Here is a 21850-nt window from a genome sequence, read left to right as displayed (position 1 = left end):
CTACATTTTCATTAACCAATTTTTCATTGAAACTTCGTTTTCAATAATTGATTTTAAATCAGCTATCGCAACACGGTCCTGCTTCATAGTATCTCTATGACGAATGGTTACCGTTTGGTCTTCAATAGTCTGATGATCTACAGTGATACAAAATGGAGTTCCAAGAGCATCCTGTCTTCTGTAACGACGGCCAACTGCATCTTTTTCATCATAAGAAACATTGAAATCCCATTTTAAATCTTCGATGATTTTTTTGGAAATTTCAGGCAATCCGTCTTTTTTAACTAATGGTAAAACAGCTGCTTTTGTTGGTGCCAGAACTCCAGGTAATTTCAACACCGTTCTTGTTGATCCATCTTCTAAAACTTCTTCCTGCAACGATGTTGCAAAAACAGCCAAAAACATACGATCAAGACCTACAGAGGTTTCAACCACGTATGGCACGTAGTTTTCATTCAGTTCAGGATCAAAATATTGTAGTTTTCTACCTGAGTATTGTTCGTGTGCTTTTAAATCAAAATCGGTACGGGAATGAATTCCTTCCAGTTCTTTGAATCCGAATGGAAAGTTAAATTCAATATCGGCAGCAGCATTTGCGTAATGTGCTAATTTTTCATGATCGTGAAAACGGTAATTTTCTTTTCCTAAACCTAAAGATAAATGCCAGTTTAAACGGGTTGTTTTCCAGTGTTCGTACCATTGCATTTCTTCACCCGGACGTACAAAAAACTGCATTTCCATTTGTTCAAATTCACGCATACGGAAAATGAATTGTCTTGCAACTATTTCATTTCTAAATGCCTTACCGGTTTGGGCAATTCCAAAAGGAACTTTCATACGTCCAGACTTCTGAACATTTAAAAAGTTAACGAAAATACCCTGTGCCGTTTCCGGACGCAAGTATAAATCCATTGCAGAATCTGCAGAAGCTCCAAGTTTTGTTCCGAACATTAAATTGAACTGCTTTACATCTGTCCAGTTTCTTGATCCGGTTTCAGGATCAGCAATTTCAAGTTCATCAATCAGCGCTTTTACATCCTGAAGATCTTCACTCATACCTTTTGCAAGCCTTGCTAAAATTTCTTTCTTTTTTGAAAGATATTCTACAACACGTGCATTTGTACTAACAAATTCTTCTTCATTAAAAGCGTCTCCAAATCGGGCTCTTGCTTTTTCGATTTCTTTTTGAGCTTTCTGATTTAACTTTTCAGCATAATCTTCTACTAAAACATCAGCTCTGTATCTTTTCTTTGAATCTTTATTATCAATTAACGGATCGTTGAAAGCATCAACGTGGCCTGAAGCTTTCCAGGTTGTTGGATGCATCAATATTGCAGCATCTAATCCTACAATATTTTCATTCATCTGAACCATTGATTTCCACCAATATTCACGGATATTCTTTTTTAACTCGACTCCATTTTGTGCATAGTCATACACTGCACTCAATCCGTCGTATACTTCGCTTGACGGAAAAATAAATCCGTACTCTTTTGCGTGCGAAACCACATTCTTAAATAAATCTTCTTGTTTTGCCATAATGATGCAAAAATATAAAAAGTAGGTTTAAAAAAAAGAAAATCAACTAAGATTGAAACTTTTATTTGAAGTTTTTTATTACTAAATACATTTTTTGGCGAATATAAATGAAATTATTCCACTTGTTACGCGAATATTACTTCTTTTCAAAATTAATTATTATTAACAGGCTTTATCTTTTTTATTCAAATCATCATACAATATATCCAGATATTTGTGCGCGAATGAGTTTTTGACTCGTCCTTGTTACTTCATTTAAATACGCTCTACCAGAATACATTTGTCGCTGGTAACTTAATCGACAACTAATGATTTAAATTCAGTACTGTAATTCGTTTTTTTATAATTCTAAGATATTTATTTTTATTTAAGTAGCCTTAAAATTTATCTTCCGGTAAAAGCAGTACCCCAAGAATCTCTTAATTTCAATCTGATATTGACTTATTCTAAAGTGCTAAAATTATAATTCTAACAACTCACTGGGAAACAAATAATTAGATAAAAAATTATAAAATTATGTTTTTTTTAACAAAAATATTTCCACCCTTTTTGATGTTATTAGACTTTTACTTACAAATTAAATCGTGTAATTATTGAATAACCAATTAATTTAAAAACTATGAAGAAAATTATTTCTATTTTTATTTTAGGTATGCTTTTATCCTGCACAAGTGACGGGGAGCAATCTAACAAATCCGCAGAAGCTGAAGCTATCAGGCTTATGAAAGTTCCTGACAAAAGCACTTTAAGTCTTTCTGAGGTGAAAAAAATTGTGAAATATCTGGATGAAAAACCTGAAGATTCCAAATATTTGAAGGGGGAAGATATTTCGAAAAAGGAGCCGATAGTAAATTCTAAAAATAGTGCTAAAACGGCTGACTACACAATGAGCGATTATATGCAAATTGCGCCGTTTCCAACAAACAGTGCTGATTTTGGCGCAAGTGTAGAATTATCAGATTGGCAGACCAGCGTTACAAGAGTGAAGTTCCAATGGACGATGCTATACAACATTAATGGATTGTTTAGTGTGTATTCGCTTGAAAACTTTGAAGTTTATAATCTTGGTCCAAGTACACAATATCTTACGTTGTACAGCATAAAAAGTGTATATCACGGCTTTAGTTATATGAGCGGTAATTCAGGACCACTGAGCTGGACAGAAACCAACCATAATGTAGTAGCAGGCAGTGAGGGTGCCTATTTTTTTGTAAACGGACGCATAAGCATACCGAACGGATCATCATTTCAATATGGTACAAACAAATACGTAAATGTAAGCATGATGATAAATACTAATGGTGCATATACAAATTACTAATACTATGAAATTATTTTCTTGCTCTATCGTGTCAGTTATTCTCCTAGTACTTTTTTTTGTGAATCGCCGTAGCAGAGAAAACACAAAAGGTGTATATGTGATCTCTCTTGTAAGCCAAGGAGCTCAATCTTTCAAATTTCCCGACGACAGCATTTTTGTTGACAAGGAATTGGCTGTTGAAAAAATAATGAGATTAGATGAATTTATTGTTGATGATAAAAGTAAGGTAAAAGAATCTGTTGACACATATTATTTTATTGACTTCAAAAAAAGACAATATAAGGATATTGGAAAAAATCTAGAAAAAGATCCTAAAAATATTCCATGGATACAGCTTGCAAAGAAAGACTTAGGATTTAATTTTCACAATAAATGGCTTGAAAATGAAAATTATAAAATGAAAGACACCATTTACAATGGGGAAAAAATCAAAAAAGTTATATCTAATAGTAAAACCGGTGAGAGGTATGAGATATTTCTACGCCAGAATGTGACAGAGAATAAACCGCTGGTCTTGTTTGCCGGGATTGAAGACAAGTTTAAAGCAGAAGTCATCAAAATGATAATTACTTATCCTGAGAATAAAGGATCTTTTATTTATACAAAAAAATTTATACCACTTAAAAGCCACGAAATATTAAGCGCAATGAATAAGTTTCAATGATCTAAAAAAAACATTGTCATTTAAAAGGTTTTTAAACAATTCATGAAACTAAAATAAATTAAAAAGGTGAACAAAATTATTCACCTTTTTAACATTGTTTCAGCTTTAGTGATATGAGATTTTACATTTCTAAAATGTCAGATAGAGTAAATATTAGTGGAAAATAATTTAAAGATGAGCAGTATTGCTCATCTTTTTTAAAATATTAAGAATATCTAATCCCAAAGCTACTCTGAAAACTTTGATATTTTTATTAGTAAAATACGTTGAAGAACCTTTTAAATTATAAATTTCAAACCTAAAATCTTTCATCTACCCCAAGACAAATATGATAGGTCTTAATACTATAACATTTGATCCGAAATAGAATTCTATTGCAATTCGTACATTTAAAAAAAAAACAATTACCCCAAAATCTGGAAATTCCTCCTATAAATATTTTTCATATAAATTTTGACTTGAAGTAAGTTTTTAGATACGTTCTTATAAAATAATAATCATTTCTTGTAAAAATATTTTGATTAAAATTAATATTTTAATTATATTTATTCAAAAGGCAATAGTATTTTATCGCTATAATAACACTCTGACTTTAAATGATAGCATTCCTGTTTTTTAACTAAATCATTCAACTGTGCTTAATTACCTTATTAATCTTTTTTTCCCTAAAGTTTGTGCAGGATGTCATTCTCTTTTAATGACTAATGAAATCGTTTTGTGTACTAACTGCCGCCATGAAATGCCTCTCACACAATATTATTTGGACTCAAATAATGAAGCGGTCAAGAAATTTTATGGTAAAATTGAAATAGAACATGCATCCGCATTTTTATATTTTAACAAAAAAGGTATGGTTCAGGAACTGATCCATAATTTGAAATACAAAGGAAATGAAGAAATTGGAACAGTTCTGGGAAACTGGTATGTTGAAGACTTAAAAAACATACAACTCAAAACTCCTTTTAGTGCTGTAATCCCAGTTCCTTTGCATCAAAAGAAATTCAGAGAACGGGGTTACAATCAGGTAACCACTTTTGGAAATGCTTTGGCTAAAGGGCTGAATATAGGCTATGATGATAGCATTTTGTTTCGCAAGAAATATTCTAAAACACAATCCAAAAAAAATCTACTGGGTCGGTCAGAAGGGATAGAAAATGTATTTGATGTAAATTATTCAGAACAAAATCGCAACAAGCATTTTTTACTCGTTGACGATGTTCTTACTACAGGTGCTACACTTGAAGCCTGCTCAAGAGCTTTGCTCAAAATTCCGGGAGTAAAAATTAGTATTGTTTGTATGGCGATGGCAAATTCGTAAATTTTTAGTTTACGATTATCTTTTTAACAATTTTTTTATCTCCATTTGTTACTGTTACCAAATATAAACCTGCTACAGTATTTTGCAATTGAATATTCTGATAAAAATAAGTTGTTTCATCAAACGTTTTATTATAGACTTTTTCACCCAATATGTTATGAACAGTTACATCTACGACCTTAGTAGAATCACAATCAAATTCAATCGTAAAATTACCCTGGTTTGGATTAGGATATAATGCAAAATCTGTCTTTTCAAATTCAGATGTGTCTAAAGTAAATGTTTGTGTGCAAATATTTACTGATGCTGAATTTATAGTTCCGAAACTTCCTGAAACAGCATCACGAACTTTGAAAATCCAGGTCCCTTGTGGATTCTGCCCATTAAAAACACTTAATGATTCAGCCGGTAAAACAATCTGACTCGTTGTTTGAGAACAATCTAAACTGGCTCCGGAATCATCATATCCAAGTATTAAAGTTGAATTAGTGGAAGCACATTCTTTATCAAACAATTTCACTACTGTTCCCTGTGGATTCTCTATTTGAATTTCTAAATCTGAAAAACGAGCATGTGTTACGTTTATTGCAACATTTACATCTGAAACTATTCCTGATGAAGCTGGTACTACTACTGCTTTTGTTGTAAAAGTTGTCCCAAAAGGAATATTAAAAGACGAAGTAGCAAAATTATAAGAATTGCAAGTAGTTGCTGATGTATAACCTAATGCAAAGGGAGTTGTATTTATTGCATAATAAATATTACCTGTTGGCTCAATTAAAATTCTGCAATTTGTAGCGGTAATGTCTGATGGAACAGTAATTGTCTGTGAACCATCATTTGGAGTATTAGCTGCCAAAACAATTGGATAAGTCAATCCTCCATCAATAGACAATTTAATATTTACATTTGCAGAGCCTGACAACGTATTAGTACTGTTAACATTCCAAGTGACAGGCTGAAAAGAACCTTTTTGCCATCCAATATCACTTGTATTTTGGGATGTTACTGCAAATGGCCCAATCGTTGGGTTAACTGTAACAATCATATTATCTGTATAAGTCTGAGGTGGTGCTAAAGCAGCATTATCCCTTCCTGTTAAAGAAAAATTCAGATTTCTTCCTACAGATGAAACAGACTCCCATCTTGTAGTTAATTTATTTTGTAGAACCGTGCTTAAACTCGGCATATATCGAACGGCTGAGCTGGTTGGCGGAAGAGAACGAAACAATGGCCCATCTGTTTTTGTTGGTTTGGCAATACTATTATCTCCGGATGCTGTCGTAGCACTGTCATTTTGCTCCCAACAATAAGTAACGCTATCGCCCTCAGGATCAGAACCTGTTCCGGTTAAAATAAACGGTGTACTCAATGGAATCGTGTAATCTTGTCCGGCAGCTATAATTGGAGGATTATTATTAATTACAGGTGTACTTATGGGACATGTCTTGGTAGCAAGATTATCCTGGATTTGCAGGATACTGGCATAGGCAAAATAGTCATCAGAACTACTTTGAACATCATAATCCTCAGTAACTCCGGCATACGCCATAATGGTAGAGCCGCTGCCTGGCTCAACATTTGTCCCCGTTCCTTCAATTGAGTAAGAAAAAGTATGGGTTGCCCCTAACTGATGTCCCATTTCATGCGCTACATAATCGATATCAAATGTATCTCCTTGTGGAATTGCATTTGAAGGAGATGAAAAAGCACTCCCTTTTGCATTTTCATCAGTCAATGAAACAGGATCCTGGCACACACAGCCAATACATCCGGCATCTCCTCCACCGCCTGAACGTCCAAATAAATGCCCAATATCATAATTATTGCTTCCAATAACATTTGTTAATGTCTTTTGAACCTCAACGTTCCAAGCTCCATTAGCACCTGCTGCAGCTGGAGAATAAGGGTCTGATGAATCGATATAAATAACATCTTCATTATTCGCTATTATCATTAATTTTACAGCCAAATCATTATTAAAAACCGCATTAACCCTTGTCATAGTGGCATTCATCCCGGCTAATGCCCCAGCTTTTGTCCCTCCAAAAAAAGCAGCATATTCCCATGTACATGATAGTGCCAGTCGAAGGGTTTTGAATACTTTATTATTAGAGGCTGTTTTTGCAGTTTTTGCAGAAATGCGGTTGGTATTTCCTTCTTTTGTTTTACAAATAAGCGATTTTGAAGTATCCTTATTTTTTGATGTAAACAAAACATATTCTGATTTATTTTCTGGATTTTGCTCTATAAATTCAGATGCCTTGTCTGGTCGAAGTACCATTGTCTGAACTCCTATTGGCGACACACTAAAATGGATTTTTGCTGTTTTATCATCTAATCCGGCTCCTTCGTAAGCTCTTATATCTGGATATTTTGCCTGCAATACAGGATCAAAATTAGAAGACTCCCAAACCATAAAGCGTTCTAAAACACCATCTGCATTTGGGATAGTGATCTCAGAATTTGCATTTTTTGAAGATTTATTCGTAGTGGTTTCTAGCTTTTGTGACAGAAAGCTTATGTTGAGTTTATAATATAATTTATTCTGATAAGAAGTATTATCTGTTTTTTTAGCTGAAACTGAATTAACTTTCTCCCAAAGCATATTTGTCTGAGCGTGAATAGTAATACTACAAAAAATAAACAGCAAACAAGATAGTTGTTTTTTCATAATCAAAAAGTTATTAAAGAAATCAAAATTAAATTAATTAAGTCAGAATCTTATCTATTATCGACAGATATTTATTTCACATCGACGAATTGGGTCTTTTTCACAAAAACAAGCCGAATCAATTCAAAAAATCATTTCTGGTTACTATCAGATTTCAAATAGATAGTATAAATTTGCAGCATCTTAAATAATTTGTTTTGAAGCTCTTTCATTCTATAACCGATTTCCACTCGACCAAGAAAACAATTTTAACTCTTGGCACTTTTGATGGTGTACACATTGGCCATAAAAAAATTCTGGAAAGAATTACTCAAAACACTGAAAACGGAAAATATGAAAGTCTTGTCCTGACATTTTTCCCGCATCCCAGAATGGTTTTACAGGAAAAATCAGAAATAAAACTTTTAAATACTATTTCTGAAAAATCGAGACTTCTAAAAGAAACAGGAATCGAAAATCTTGTAATTCATCCTTTTGACGAAAGTTTTTCCAGATTAACTGCTGAAGAATTTGTAAGCACTATTTTAGTAGACCAATTTCGTATTCAAAAAATAATCATCGGTTATGATCATCGTTTTGGACGAAACAGAACCGCTAATATTGACAATTTAATTGCTTTTGGAGCTCAGTACGGTTTTGAGGTGGAACAAATTTCTGCTCAGGAAATTCAGGATGTTTCGGTAAGTTCAACCAAAATCAGAAAAGCATTACTGGATGGCAATATGGCTCTGGCCAATGAATATTTGGGATACTCCTATTTTTTAACCGGCGAAGTGGTAAAAGGAAAACAATTGGGAAGAACGATTGGTTTCCCAACGGCAAACATTCAAATTGAAGAAGATTACAAGCTGATTCCAAAAAATGGTGTTTATGTTGTAAAGACTGTTATTGATCAAAAAGAAGTTTTCGGAATGATGAATATTGGTTTCAATCCAACTGTAAATGGGCAAAAACAAACAATTGAAGTAAATCTTTTCGATTTCGATAAAGCTATTTATGGCGAAAAGCTTCAAATTTCATTGTTAAAATATCTTCGCGAAGAACAAAAATTTGGCTCGGTTGATTTGTTGAAAGAGCAATTGAATCTCGACAAAAAAACTGCATTGGAATTTGTAGAAAATTTATAGCCTGTTTTTTCAAATAGTTAAATATAAATCAAGAACATTTAAAGCCTCTTTTACAACCATTCATAAATTGTTCTGCTAAATACAGAAAATTCAAAAAAATACTTTTCGTTATTTTTAAATCATCGTATTTATATTTTTAGTAAATTTAATACACTTTACTGTTTATCAAATATTTACTATTAACTTCTTTAAAAATAACCACCATGAAATTACCTAAAGAAATAACCAATGGGGCTTTAATATTCCTCGGAATAGGCATTTATTTTTTACTCATGAATGTTTTAGGCTTAGCAGATTTGTTTTATTTACGTACTCTGAATGTATTTTTTATCTTTTATGGCGTAAACAGAACCATGCAAATGAACCTTCACGAAGGAGAAACTAATTTTGTATCCAATGCTGTTTCGGCTATGGCAACCTCTGTGGTTGGAGTATCGATGAGCGTTTTTGGATTACTGGTTTACAGTTATGCACGAGGCGGAGACGCTTATGTAGAAACTTTATCACAAACTTTTATGTTTGGAGGAAACCCTTCGGTACCTACTTATTGTATTTGTTTATTGTTTGAAGGACTAGCATCTTCTGTAATTGTTACTTTGATGATGATGTTATACTGGAATAACAAATACGTAGCCGATTAATTTTTGAAAATAAAAGGAGCCATTAAGCACTCTAAAATCATAAAAAAGTACAATTCTATGATTTTAGGGTGTTTCTTTTTTGAAAATAACTGTCAAATATTCATTTACAGAAATCAGCATTGGTTGATTAGAACAATTTAACTACTTTTGAAGCTTCAAAAACAATGTAGCAATGAGCATTACAAAACACAACTGGACCAAAGACGAAATAATCGCCATATATAATAAACCTATGATGGACTTGCTGTATGAAGCAGCAACCATTCACAGACAAAAACATGATCCGAACGTAGTTCAGGTATCAACATTACTATCTATCAAAACCGGAGGATGTCCTGAGGACTGTGGTTATTGCCCACAGGCTGCCCGTTACAATACAGGCGTTGAAGGAAATGATTTAATGAGTGTAAGTCAGGTAAAAGCTCAGGCTTTGCGTGCCAAATCAAGCGGATCATCACGCGTTTGCATGGGAGCTGCCTGGAGAAACGTGAAAGATGGTGAAGAATTCGATCAGGTTTTAGAAATGGTTCGTACCATAAACAAACTGGATATGGAGGTTTGCTGTACTTTGGGTATGATTACCGAAAATCAGGCGCAGCGTCTGGCTGAAGCCGGATTGTATGCTTACAACCATAACTTAGATACTTCTGAAGATTATTATAAAGATGTTATTTCTACGCGTGCTTTTGAAGACCGTTTAAATACTATCGAAAATGTTCGTAAAACCAATGTTACGGTTTGCAGCGGTGGAATTATCGGAATGGGAGAAAGCATCGAAGACAGAGCTGGAATGCTTGTTGCGCTTTCTACTTTAAACCCACAGCCTGAATCTGTGCCAATCAATGCTTTGGTTGCTGTTGAAGGAACTCCTATGGAAGATGAAAAACCGGTTGAAATCTGGGAGATGATTCGTATGGTAGCTACTACCAGAATTGTAATGCCGGATACACAAGTACGTTTATCTGCAGGAAGAACCAATATGAGCCGTGAAGGCCAGGCAATGTGCTTTTTTGCAGGAGCCAATTCTATTTTTGCAGGAGACAAATTGCTTACAACTCCAAACCCGGATGTACACGAAGACATGAAAATGTTCGAAATGCTAGGATTGAATCCGCAAAAACCTTTTACAAAAGTATCACAGCCTAAAACGGTTGAGGCAGCAGATTCTCAATTTGCACCGTTAGGTGAAAAACCAAAATGGTCAAGACCAGGGCATACTATTGAAAGAAACGTTGAAGCTTCGGGAAAACTAAAAGTTTAAGTTTTTTTCTCAACACATAAATAAAAAATGCTTTTTATTCTTGTCAAAAGCATTTTTTATTTTAATCATTTGAAATCGTTTCTCTTAGTTTATTTCCGAGTTTTTCAAATTCCCTAACCGCATTTCCGGAACTTAATTCTTTGTCAACATGCATTCTTAAACTCCCGTTTTTAAAAGTGACGCTATAGACAATTTCATCTGCATCCATTTTTTTCCAAATCAAAACTTCTCCTTTAGCAATCAGGTATTTTTCATCCAGATGATCCATTAACATTCTTTTTACTTTATCATTTTTATCAGAATCAAAAGTGGCTTTAAAACTATAAGATGAATCTGAATTCTGAACTGAAACAGATGAACTGGAGCTCTTGGTTTTTGTTTCTGATTTATTAATTTTTGGGAGATTTGGTACTGTCGGTTTACTTTGGCAATTGGCTAAAAAACTAATAGCCGTAAAAATAAGTACTATAATAATTTTCATAATCTTTGATTTAATTGTTAATCTTAAACTCAAAACCCAACCCTCTCACACTCAAAATACTTATAGTTGAATCTTCTTTAAAATATTTCCGTAACCGGCTGATAAAAACATCCATGCTTCTGCCTGAAAAAAAATCTTCGTTCCCCCAGATTTCCCTTAAAATTTCTTCTCTTTTAATGAGTTTATTTCTGTTTGTGTGCAAAAAAACAATCAATTGTGCTTCTTTTTCAGTAATCCGGTGTGTGATTGTCTGGTGTTTGAGTAAGTAGTTTTCATAATCAAAGGTGTAACTACCAATTGTGAAGGTCTGTTGTAAAACAACTTTTTCTTCATTTTTTTGAGAACGTTTTAAAATATTACCTATTCTTAGAATTAATTCTTCTACTTCAAAAGGTTTTACGATATAATCATCGGCTCCCAATTTCAATCCTTTGATTTTGTCTTGCTGCAATGATTTTGCCGTTAAAAAAACAAATGGCGTTTCCGGAAATTGATCCACTATCTTTTCGGCTAAAGTAAAACCATCCATTTGCGGCATCATTACATCCAAAATACATATATCAGGTTTCGTCACGCGAAGAGACTCCAAAGCTTCTTTACCGTTTTTTTTCCAGGATACTTTAAAACCTGAAAACTCCAGATATTGTTTTAAAACTGAAGCGTAATCAAAATCATCTTCTACTAATAAAATATGTTTCATCATAACGGAATTGATATTAAAAACAGAGCTCCTTTATTTTCTTCACTGGTTACTTTTATGTCTCCACGATATGCTTCAACCAATTGTTTTACATAAAACAATCCCAAACCGAGACCTTTGGTATCATGAAGATTTCCTTTTTCTACTCTGTAAAACTTATCAAAAATAGCTATGTGTTCTTTTGGAGAAATCCCTTTTCCGTTGTCTTTTATACTGAGTAAAAATTTATTGTCAATACTGTTTAGTTCAATATTTATTTCCGTAGCACCATACTTTACAGCATTATCCAAAAAATTAATCAAAATTGTATTGAGATGAAAACGATCTATTTTTAAAGTGATCATTTCTTTGATTTGCTGACAGGAAATTAAAATATCAGGTTTAGAAAGTCTGAAATCATCTATTATTTCTTTAATTTCCTTACAACTTATTTCAATGGAAGAACTTCTGTCAGCGACTGGATTAACTGAAACATTCGCAACCTGCTGAAACAATTTCTGAAGCCTGTTGTTCTGTCTTTCCAATAACGATAAAGTTGTTTTGTATTCTTCTTTCGACATTTGATCTTCCTTTCGCTGTAATGTCTTGATTGCAATATCCATTGTTGACAAAGGAGTCTGAAATTCATGTGTAATGTTGTTTACAAAATCTGTTTTTATATCGGCAATTCGTTTTTGGTTAATTAAATTTTTAATGGAGAGATAATACAGATACACTACAAAAAACATTAAGACCACAGAAAACAATAACAACCCTGCCATTTGACCCAAAATCGTTTTTTGCCAGCTTGCAAAACTGTAATATTGTTCTGTTTTTAACGATAGCACATATTTACTTTTTACAGAACCTGGGTTATCAGATTCTGATTCATTAGTGTTTTGCCACTTTCCGGTTGAAGAAGAAATTTCATTGTTACTTTTTACTTTGTTATCAAAAATCAACAATTTGCCATTGTAAACCGAATCCGTTTTATTGTTGTTTATAATGACCAGAGACGTTAAATAATCGCTGTAACCAATTTCAAAATCTCCCGGTTTTTTAGACTTTTCCATATATCGTTTCATAGCATCGGAAAGGGAATCCTGATTCTTCTGAATAAGTCTTAAATATTCTTTTTTTGCTATTTTTTTATAAACATATCCTTCGGATAATTTCCCGGTTTGCTCCATCCAGCTGTCTTTTATGGCATCGAATTCAGGATGGTCTTCCAACTCGGTTATTTGCTTTCTGATTTTGGTGTTTACTTCCCTTTCGGTTAGTTTATAAGTATTGTATATAAAATAACCCTGAATAGCCGCCAATGCGATTACCGTAAAAATACATGCCCCGATTAAATACGCAATTTTCTTTTTGTTTTGCATGATGTAACTATTAACAAAAACAAATTTACCTTAATAATTCTTTACGGCTTTTAATAAACAACCGATTAACCCTTTATTAACCGAATGCTGAAATGAATGTCTTAAAAATCTGGAGTTCAGCTTATTTCAGTTTTTTCGAAACTAAACTACACAAAACCCTTTAACCCATCATTAACCGTACATTAACCCAATACTCCAGAGAGGTTTCAGAGATTTGCTCCTAACAAATCATCACACCATGAAACATTATATTTTTTTAATCGTATTACTTCCACTCATCGGAATTGGACAACACAAAATTTCAGGAACTATTTTGGACTCTAAGAATAATACGGTAGAATTTACCTCTGTTTCCTTATTAAAACAAAAAGATTCTGTATTTTATAAAAGTACTCAAACAGATGAAAAAGGTTTTTTTGAAATAATAAATGTTGAAAAAGAAAAATACATTTTGAAAATCAGCTCTTATGGATATTCTGAAAAACATCTCAATATTGATGTACAATCAGATCTCCAGCTATCACCTATTCTACTGGAACAAAATGCAGAAATACTAAATGATGTTACCATTACGACATCAAAACCAATTCTAAAAAGAAAAATTGATCGAATAGAATTTACTGTAGAAAACTCTTCACTTTCTACTAATAATGCCTGGGAAATTCTGGGCAAAACACCAGGCGTGACTACCATGAGCAGCGGTAATCTGACTGTTCGCGGAAGCAACAGTATTCTGGTCACTATTAATGACAAAAAAGTCTATTTAACAGGTGATGAATTAAAGCAATTTTTAGAAAACACAAACGGTGAAGATGTCAAATCAATTGAAGTGATTACAAATCCCCCTGCTAAATATGAAGCACAAGGAGCAGTCGTTTTAAATATCAAGTTGAAAAAAAATGTAAAATTAGGTTATAAAGGAACGGTGAGCGGTTCTTACACACAATCTATTTATGCAAAAGGAAATATTTCTACAAGCCATATTTACAAAGGAGAAAAACTTTCACTGTCGGGGCGTTATACTTTTGGATCGGGTACTTATGTGAGAGAAGGAGAAGATTTCATTCATTATTTGGACAATTCAGGCGAAACCAACTCGATTTGGGAAAGCATCATGAGAAGAAAAAACAAATCGGCATCACAAAATTCATTTCGTCTGGATTCAGAATATGAAATAGACAATTCAAATACAATATCTTTTGGCGTCACTGGTTCTATGACTCCAAATGTTCATGGTTTTTATAATGTGCCCACTTATATTTATGATCGTAACAGAAATCTGGATTCCCTGTATGTCACACAAAACAACAGAAAAAAAACATCCCGAAATAATGATTACAATTTCTCTTATGATCATAAATTTAAGGAGAAAGAGAAACTTTCTTTTTCTTCAGATTATACGCATTACTACTACAATGAAAATCAGGATATTTTCTCTTCATTTTCATTACCCGACAGTGCTCCTTACCGACAAACTCGATTTGTAAGCGACAATACGCAAAAAATTCAGCTTTTTTCCGCACAATCAGATTATGCGAATGAAGACAACGGAATCGAAATGGGAATAAAATTTGGAAAAGTAAAAGCAGACAGCCAGCTTATTTTTAAAGATGAAATTAATGGCGAATTAATTGAAAACACAGCCAGAACTAACCAGTTTTTATATGATGAATCTATTTTTGCAGGTTATGCAAGTTATAATAAAGAGATACAAAAATGGACACTGAAAGCCGGATTAAGAGGAGAATACACCCAACTAAAAGGCAATTCGGTTACGGTAACTGAAATAAACCAGCAAAAATATTTTAAATTTTTCCCCACTTTTTATGCGCTTTACAAAGCAAATGAAAATCATCAAATTGGATTTTCGTACGGAAAACGAATCAGTCGACCACAATACAGCTGGCTCAATCCATTTAGATCTTACTACAATTCCTATTCGTATTTTGTTGGGGATCCAAAACTGCAGCCCACCATCATTCACAACCTAAACTTGACTTATACTTTAATAGACAAATACAATTTTGATTTGTATTACAGACACGAAAAAAATCCATCAATGGAAATCTCATATCAGGATTATGAAACGACTACGGTTGTCTATCATCTTACCAACATTGAAAAAAATACTGCTTTGGGATTAGAATTCAATGCCAATCTGGTTTTCTTTGACTGGTGGGAATCCGGAATTCAAACCGGGGTCAATTATACTCAGGATACTTTTTTGGGAGTTGATGAAAAATTGTACCAAAACAAACGTTTGCAGTTTAACGGAAGTACTAATAACCGATTTACATTCAACAAGAAAAAGGATTTTACTGCCGAAGCCAATTTTTATTACAACTCCCGATCTGTACAGGGCACTTTTACTATTAGCCAATCTACAAGTTTAGACTTTGCATTTCGAAAAAAGGTATTTCAGGACAAATGGGAGCTTTTTGCGATTTTTTCAGATGTTTATCGCGGAGAGAAGCAAACGGTTACCACTAAATATGCAAATCAGTATAATTATTTTACTGATTACAGCGATAGCCAAAATTTCAGAATAGGTTTTAAATATAATATTGGAAATCAAAAACTGAGCGAAAAAAACAAAGAACAAACAGAAGAGCAAAAAAGACTATAGTTAAGACAATTTCTATATATATATATGCAGGTATTGAAGTTTTAATCAAGTTAAAAATTTAATTAAAAGAGTTAATACATCCCAATAAATACTTTTAGATTGCTTATAAACAATATTATACGTAATTTTTTTATTTAAAGGATGAAACTAAAACAAATCGAAAGGGTTAAGAAAATCTCAAAATCTGATTTTATTTCCCAATATGTAAAAAAACAAATTCCGGTTGTTGTTGAAGAACTGACAGAAGACTGGCCTGCTTACCATAAATGGAAATTGTCCTATATTAAAGAAATAGCGGGTGACAAAACCGTACCCTTGTATGATGACAGACCCGTTAATCACGAAGAAGGATTTAACGAAGCTCATACCACAATGAAAATGAGTGACTACATTAATCTTCTGGAAGAAAAACCTACCAATTATCGAATTTTTCTTTACAACTTAATGAAAGATGTACCTGCTCTGAAAAATGACTTTTTATGGCCTGATATTGGACTAAAATTAGTTAAACAATTGCCTATGGTGTTTTTTGGCGGAGAAAACTCTAAAGTGTTTATGCATTATGACATTGATTACTCTAACATCCTGCATTTCCATTTTCATGGAGAAAAGCAGTGCATGATTTTTCCTCCGGATCAGTCAAAATACTTGTATAAAGTTCCTCACGCTTTAATTTCGAGAGAAGACATTGATTTTGACAATCCGGATTATGATAAATTTCCCGCTTTGAAAAATGCCGAAGGTTACATTACAAATCTAAAACATGGTCAAATGTTATATATGCCGGAAGGTTACTGGCACTATATGAAATATTTAACTCCAGGATTTTCTGTGAGTTTACGCTCATTTCCTAAAAACATTACCCATTTATCAAAAGCGGCTTACAATGTTTTGATCATGCGCCATTTTGATATTTTGATGCGAAAATTCAAAGGTCAAAAATGGATAGATTATAAAAATGAAAAGGCAATTCAAAACACAAATGAAAATTTGCGTAATGAAATTAATAGATTATCTTTTTAGTTTCCAGCTTATTTTCAGTTTTAATTTTAAAAATCAGAGTCTGATTTTTGGGCTTCAGATTAGAAATTATTATGATGTTTTGATTGGTATTTTGCTCTAAAATCAATTTACCCGAAATATCAAAAGCCTCAATTTTTTGAATATTTGAGTCTTCTGATTCTATAACTAATTGTCCTTTCTTTTGGTAAATAACGAGACCTTTTTTATTTATCGAAAATTCCTTGGTCTGCAATGTGTTATCTGAAAATTTTAAAACAAAACGACTGTTAAAAATTCCTTTTTCTGTTGAAAAGCTATAGGATCCATCATTTAAATTATGCAGAATCTTTTTTTCTTTATCTTCCAGATAAACTGATTGCCCAATAAAACTTTCGTCTAAATGATCAATACTTATTGTAAAATTTCCATTGATTTCTGTTTTGTACCCCAAAGTAACTTCATCTGAATGAAAAGGAAATTGTCTGCCCTGAATAACCCAATTTTTACCTTCGTTATAGCTATAAAAATTAATATATCTATTTTCATCCAAAGACTCTCCGTCAAAAAACAAATCATAACTATTGGTAGCACCCTCAATATAACCGACTAAAAGCTGTTTAAAAAAATTTTCTTCATTGGTCAGATTGAGCCATATTCTGTTTTTTTCTATTATTTTATTTTTTTCAATAGTCTTAGCCGGTTTAAAAAAAGAGGAATTTTGTTCTATGATTCGCATGTTATCATCAAATTTCACTTTTTCTCCCTCAACTAAGCCTGTTACAAAAAAAGATTGTCCCGAAGCAATTTTACCGTCCGGTTCAGTTTCATTTTGTCCCGAAGATACCGAAGATCTTGTCCCTACACCTCCCAATAAATTATAAACCGCATAATCGTTTGTATTGTATTTATTATTGGTAAGCGCTGTATTGTGCGTCCAGAAATAAAGTGATCCTTCTATATTTTCTGCATTATCTATTAAAAAAGAATCTGCATTAATTGCAGAAGGATATGGATTGCCAATTAAATTTGAGTTACCGGGAGTGCCAAGCGGAATTGTAACTTTTCCGTTGACCGGTATACCTTTAAAAATAGCTTCATATTTTTCAGGAACTGTAGAAGAGAAATTTTGTGGTCCCCGAATAATATAACCTTTGCCGACTGCCATTATGTTTGTCGGAACTTCTCCTGCCCATTTTCTTAAAATAGCATCAAAAGAGAAAAATTTATCTGATAATGTAGCCGGAGAAACATCTATCAATCTATGATTTTCAACAGGAGAAGACCAACAAGTGTAATCAAATTTTCGGATAGGAGTCGTTTTTCGCTTAAGATGAATAATTCCTGTATTAACCATTTCATCATCTGATTGATACAACGAAGCAGTATCTTCTAAAACTAAAATTCCGTTTCCTGAATAATTGAAACTCAATCCCAAAGTTTTTCCACTTGAAATTGTCACTGTCTTAGCCGAATTGATACTGCAGCTACATGCATTTACCGAAGCTGAAAACAAATAATCTTCTTCAAAAACTAGTTCTTTTCCCTCAGACGGAGATCCATTAGACCAGGAACCATTCCATCTTGAACTATCAGTGCACAATTTTAAACGAGCAACCCGATGTTTGGCAACTCCTGAAACCGAATTAAAGTTCCCTCCAATTATCAGTTTGTTATCTGCGGTAATTTCCATTGTATATAAGGTACTATTAAGACTTACTGAAAATGAAGAGTCATAAATACCATTTGAAGATAACCGTAATAAGCGTAAAGAAGCTATTCCGTTATAATTTCCAGAAAAAGCTCCTCCTGCTAAAATTCTGTCATCGGACTGTATCAAAATACTTCGCACATCACCATTACTAAAACCAGTTCCTGAATCAAAAGTTGTGTCTAACGTTCCGTTTGAATTGAGCCGCAGGATTCGTCTTTTTGAAATACCATTATAGTTTAAGAAAGAGCCGCCTACAATAATTTTACCGTCAGACTGCAGATTAAGTGCATATACATTTTTATCGAATCCGGCACCTACAGAAAAACTGCTGTCTATACTTCCATCAGTATTTAATCGTACTATTCTGGAATATCCTGTTCCGTTAAACATATCAAATCTTCCTCCTAAGATAATTTTTCCGTCAGGCTGAACTAATATTACGTCTATGGCTCCGTTTGCACCAACAACAGTATTAAAGCTACCATCAATTGTTCCGTCCGGCATAAGTCTTACGATCCGGCCAAATGTAACACCGTTGTATTTCGTGAAATTTCCCGCTACCAATATTTTTTGATCTGATTGAATTGCTACTGATACTACCTGACCATTGAAACCAATCCCGGAAACAAAACTGTTGTCTAAACTTCCATCAGGTAAAATGCGGGCAATACGGTTGGATGTTGTACTGTTGTAACTTGTAAAATTTCCGCCGATGATTATTTTGCCATCTGATTGCTGTGCTGCTGTTTTTATACTATTATTAGCATTTGTCTGAGCAGAATTAAAGGTAATATCCAAATTTCCATCTGGCAGAATGCGGGCAATTCTTGAAGAAGGAAGACCGTTAAATCTCGAAAAATTACCAAAAACCATTGTTGTGTTATCTGATAATGGCAATACTTTAAAAACGGAATTATCAAACCCAACTCCTGCCGATAAATAACTAATGTCATGGATTCCGTTTGTATCAATTTTAGCTAACTTACCCTGATTTTGAGAATCAAAAACTGAAAATGAACCACCGATATACCACCCTCCTTCAGAAGAATTAGCCAAACTGTATACCGATGCAGAACCTGGACCATTGCCTATATCAAAATCAGGTTTAATGATTCCGTCAGGATTTAAGAGCATTAATCTGTTTACATCTAATCCATTATATAAATCTGTAAAAGAACCTCCCAACATTATATTTCCTGAAGTATCTGTTTTTATAACATATACAATACCATTATTCAAACCTGTTCCTGACAAAAAAGTCGTATCTGGAGTTCCATCCGGATGTAATCGGATAATTCTGTTTGCTGTGTTTCCGTTATAACCTGTAAATTCTCCACCCAGAATAATTTTACCATTCGGCTGCAAAGACATTGCATGAATATCGTTATCAAAACCACTTCCAACATTAAAAGTAATATCTGTACTTCCATCAGGATTTAAACGGGTAATTCGGTTCACATCAACACCATTAAACTTAATAAAATTGCCTGCTAAAATAATTTTACCATCTGACTGGATTTCAACACAATTGATATTTGAAGGAGCTCCGGAACCGGTTAAAAATCCGGCATCTAAATTTCCATCAGGCAAAATTCTGGCAATCCTGTTTACTGTAATGCCATTATATTTTGTAAAACTTCCAACAATAATAATTTTCCCATCTGACTGTGTTACAATCTGATTTATTATACCTGAACTTGCACCTAATGATGTATTAAAAGTAGTATCGTAAGAACCGTCACTATTTAAACGAATCAATCTACCTGCATTTTCTCCATTATAACTGGTAAAATTCCCTCCAATAATGATTTTTCCATCAGACTGAATATAAGATGAATATATTTTCCCATTAAAGCCCGAACCTGTGTCAAAATCGGTATCTACAGACCCGTCTGTTTTTAATCGTGTTAAATAAGAAAGTGATTTTCCATTAAAATTTAAAAAATCACCTCCCACAATTAAATTACCATCCGTTTGCATAGATGTAGTTCTTATGGCATTATCAAACCCATCTCCGTTGGTTCCATTATCATAACTGTTAAACGTTGTATCTAATTTTCCCTGTTGGGCATTACTATTATTTAATAAAAAGAAGAATAGGATTATAGGCAGATAATGTAATTTTAATTTCAAAATAAAAACAGTTTAGTTAGAGGATATTTTTTTTACAATTAATAAGAATTTACATGCAATTTATATTTATCCTTAACTTGCCACAATACCCACATTTAGTGATTTATGTACATGATCAAACTTTCTTTCAAAACCAAAAAATCCGATAACTTTCGCTATCGGATTTTTAATTAATCGCTTTACCGGCTTTATTTAAAGATTACTTTTTTTGTTGTCTCATACCCATTAACCAATACTACCTTTACCAATAAAACCTGTTGGGCAGATCGCAGATTCTCAATAAGCAACTGCAGATTATTTACATCCTCTTTCACATACAGTTGTTTGCCTGAAAGATCATAGATAAATACCTTATCTATGTTTTCTGATGTTGAATTTACACTAACTGTTTTGTTGGCAATCTTAACCCAAACTGCATCATCTGCCACTTCAAAATCGCCCGTACCCAATGTATTGGAACTATAACGCAATACAAACCGATCATTGAAGGTTCCCGCTTTTGTGGTAAAGACATAATTACCGGCTGTTAATTCGTTTATTGTACCGGTTTGCTTATCTTCAAGGTAAACCCTTTGGGTTGCTAAATTACCATCGGCCTTATCAATTGAAATGGTAAAGTCACCCGCAATGGTAGAGCGATATCCTAAAGGAACCAAATCTGTATTGGTAAAAGGCAAGGCACGACCCTGGATAGTCAGCTTATTGGTTGTATTGACACTGTAAAAATCGATATACGTGTTGCCATCAAAAGTCTCTCCGTCAAAATTAACATCATAACTATTGGTTGCACCCTCAACATAGCCAATAAGGGTTTGTTTAAAAGCTCCTTCTGAATTGGTCATATTAAGCCATAAACGATGACTCTCGAATCCTGCTGATTTTGAACTTTTACCGGGTTTGAAGAATTGTGCATTATCAGCTCCCCCAACACGCATTGAATTATCAAACTGAACAGTTCCATTTGCTTTTGCACTTGCCATAAACGATTGTCCCGCTGCTATGTAACCTGAAGGAATGGCATTGTTTGCTCCTGTAGTAGCCGTACCTCCTGTTGCATTAAACGAAGCATAATCATTAGAGCTATATACATATTTGCCTCCACTTGGTGAAATACCCGTATTGTGTGTCCAAAAGTAGATAGTCCCGTTTAAAACTGCATTGTTATTGGCATTAGAATATAAAAACTCCCTTGCATCAAGTGCTGAAGGATATGGGTTTCCGATCAGGTAATATTTCCCTGCTGTAACAGCCTGACTGCTGGTAATATTCCCATTATTAGGCACTCCTTTAA

The 21850-nt window shown here is 33.4% G+C and carries 15 protein-coding genes; 8 read left to right on the top strand and 7 right to left on the bottom strand.

Features of this window, described 5'->3' with window-relative positions; all coding sequences use genetic code 11:
• Entirely contained in the window at positions 1-1539 is a 1539-nt protein-coding gene (locus JE46_RS09345) for a glycine--tRNA ligase (RefSeq protein ID WP_031455010.1), read from the bottom strand.
• A gap of 619 nt (positions 1540-2158) precedes the next feature.
• Between JE46_RS09345 and JE46_RS09340 the strand changes: the two genes are divergently transcribed.
• From JE46_RS09340 to JE46_RS09330, 3 genes are all read left to right on the top strand, one after another.
• Positions 2159-2860: a hypothetical protein gene (locus JE46_RS09340; RefSeq protein ID WP_031455009.1), complete on the top strand. Its 702-nt coding sequence runs from the start codon at positions 2159-2161 to the stop codon at positions 2858-2860.
• A gap of 4 nt (positions 2861-2864) precedes the next feature.
• On the top strand, positions 2865-3524 hold the full coding sequence (locus JE46_RS09335; RefSeq protein ID WP_157505900.1) for a hypothetical protein: 660 nt from the start codon (positions 2865-2867) through the stop codon (positions 3522-3524).
• Positions 3525-4158: 634 nt separating this feature from the next.
• Positions 4159-4842 (top strand): ComF family protein, encoded by a 684-nt coding sequence (locus tag JE46_RS09330; RefSeq protein ID WP_031455007.1) that lies wholly within the window; start codon positions 4159-4161, stop codon positions 4840-4842.
• A 4-nt stretch (positions 4843-4846) separates the two neighbouring features.
• Here the strand turns inward: JE46_RS09330 and JE46_RS09325 are convergent, their stop codons facing one another.
• Positions 4847-7516 carry a zinc-dependent metalloprotease gene (locus tag JE46_RS09325; RefSeq protein ID WP_031455006.1) on the bottom strand — a complete coding sequence of 890 codons (2670 nt, stop codon included), beginning with the start codon at positions 7514-7516 and terminating at the stop codon, positions 4847-4849.
• 197 nt (positions 7517-7713) lie between these two features.
• Between JE46_RS09325 and JE46_RS09320 the strand changes: the two genes are divergently transcribed.
• The 3 genes from JE46_RS09320 (at position 7714) to bioB (ending at position 10545) form a co-directional block, all read left to right on the top strand.
• A complete protein-coding gene (locus tag JE46_RS09320; RefSeq protein WP_031455005.1) occupies positions 7714-8643 on the top strand; it encodes a bifunctional riboflavin kinase/FAD synthetase in 930 nt (309 codons plus the stop codon).
• A 203-nt stretch (positions 8644-8846) separates the two neighbouring features.
• Entirely contained in the window at positions 8847-9284 is a 438-nt protein-coding gene (locus JE46_RS09315) for a hypothetical protein (protein WP_031455004.1), read from the top strand.
• Positions 9285-9456: 172 nt separating this feature from the next.
• A complete protein-coding gene (gene bioB, locus JE46_RS09310; protein WP_031455003.1) occupies positions 9457-10545 on the top strand; it encodes a biotin synthase BioB in 1089 nt (362 codons plus the stop codon).
• Between the two features lie 61 nt (positions 10546-10606).
• On the opposite strand, the gene JE46_RS09305 is transcribed toward bioB, so the two are convergent.
• The 3 genes from JE46_RS09305 to JE46_RS09295 are packed head-to-tail and all read right to left on the bottom strand — an operon-like array spanning position 10607 to position 13087.
• Positions 10607-11026 carry a hypothetical protein gene (locus tag JE46_RS09305; RefSeq protein ID WP_157505899.1) on the bottom strand — a complete coding sequence of 140 codons (420 nt, stop codon included), beginning with the start codon at positions 11024-11026 and terminating at the stop codon, positions 10607-10609.
• Positions 11027-11036: 10 nt separating this feature from the next.
• Complete coding sequence (locus JE46_RS09300; protein ID WP_031455001.1) at positions 11037-11726, bottom strand: response regulator transcription factor; 690 nt, start codon at positions 11724-11726, stop codon at positions 11037-11039.
• Positions 11726-13087: a sensor histidine kinase gene (locus JE46_RS09295; protein ID WP_051872861.1), complete on the bottom strand. Its 1362-nt coding sequence runs from the start codon at positions 13085-13087 to the stop codon at positions 11726-11728. The genes JE46_RS09300 and JE46_RS09295 overlap by 1 nt, the downstream gene beginning before the upstream one ends.
• 238 nt (positions 13088-13325) lie before the next feature.
• Here JE46_RS09295 and JE46_RS09290 point away from each other — a divergent pair, with 238 nt between their 5' ends.
• Positions 13326-15713: an outer membrane beta-barrel family protein gene (locus JE46_RS09290; protein WP_031454999.1), complete on the top strand. Its 2388-nt coding sequence runs from the start codon at positions 13326-13328 to the stop codon at positions 15711-15713.
• A 141-nt stretch (positions 15714-15854) separates the two neighbouring features.
• Entirely contained in the window at positions 15855-16736 is an 882-nt protein-coding gene (locus JE46_RS09285; RefSeq protein WP_031454998.1) for a cupin-like domain-containing protein, read from the top strand.
• Here JE46_RS09285 and JE46_RS09280 read toward each other — a convergent pair.
• Both JE46_RS09280 and JE46_RS09275 read right to left on the bottom strand, forming a co-directional pair.
• Complete coding sequence (locus JE46_RS09280) at positions 16717-20559, bottom strand: delta-60 repeat domain-containing protein (protein WP_031454997.1); 3843 nt, start codon at positions 20557-20559, stop codon at positions 16717-16719. The two genes, JE46_RS09285 and JE46_RS09280, sit on opposite strands and share 20 nt — an antisense overlap.
• 188 nt (positions 20560-20747) lie before the next feature.
• The coding region (locus tag JE46_RS09275) for a T9SS sorting signal type C domain-containing protein (RefSeq protein WP_031454996.1) at positions 20748-21850 on the bottom strand (1103 nt) is incomplete at its 5' end.

This window comes from Flavobacterium chungangense LMG 26729 (genome assembly GCF_000735715.2).
GTDB lineage: Bacteria > Bacteroidota > Bacteroidia > Flavobacteriales > Flavobacteriaceae > Flavobacterium > Flavobacterium chungangense.
The sequence above is the reverse complement of the archived record's forward strand: the minus strand, read 5'-3'. Positions and strand labels throughout refer to the sequence as shown.

Bases quoted from the DNA above. Each gene is read 5' to 3' on its own strand.
- bioB (WP_031455003.1), top strand. From the start codon at position 9,457: ATGAGCATTACAAAACACAACTGGACCAAAGACGAAATAATCGCCATA.
- JE46_RS09290 (WP_031454999.1), top strand. From the start codon at position 13,326: ATGAAACATTATATTTTTTTAATCGTATTACTTCCACTCATCGGAATT.
- JE46_RS09340 (WP_031455009.1), top strand. From the start codon at position 2,159: ATGAAGAAAATTATTTCTATTTTTATTTTAGGTATGCTTTTATCCTGC.
- JE46_RS09315 (WP_031455004.1), top strand. From the start codon at position 8,847: ATGAAATTACCTAAAGAAATAACCAATGGGGCTTTAATATTCCTCGGA.
- JE46_RS09305 (WP_157505899.1), bottom strand. From the start codon at position 11,026: ATGAAAATTATTATAGTACTTATTTTTACGGCTATTAGTTTTTTAGCC.
- JE46_RS09325 (WP_031455006.1), bottom strand. From the start codon at position 7,516: ATGAAAAAACAACTATCTTGTTTGCTGTTTATTTTTTGTAGTATTACT.
- JE46_RS09300 (WP_031455001.1), bottom strand. From the start codon at position 11,726: ATGAAACATATTTTATTAGTAGAAGATGATTTTGATTACGCTTCAGTT.
- JE46_RS09295 (WP_051872861.1), bottom strand. From the start codon at position 13,087: ATGCAAAACAAAAAGAAAATTGCGTATTTAATCGGGGCATGTATTTTT.
- JE46_RS09335 (WP_157505900.1), top strand. From the start codon at position 2,865: ATGAAATTATTTTCTTGCTCTATCGTGTCAGTTATTCTCCTAGTACTT.
- JE46_RS09285 (WP_031454998.1), top strand. From the start codon at position 15,855: ATGAAACTAAAACAAATCGAAAGGGTTAAGAAAATCTCAAAATCTGAT.
- JE46_RS09345 (WP_031455010.1), bottom strand. From the start codon at position 1,539: ATGGCAAAACAAGAAGATTTATTTAAGAATGTGGTTTCGCACGCAAAA.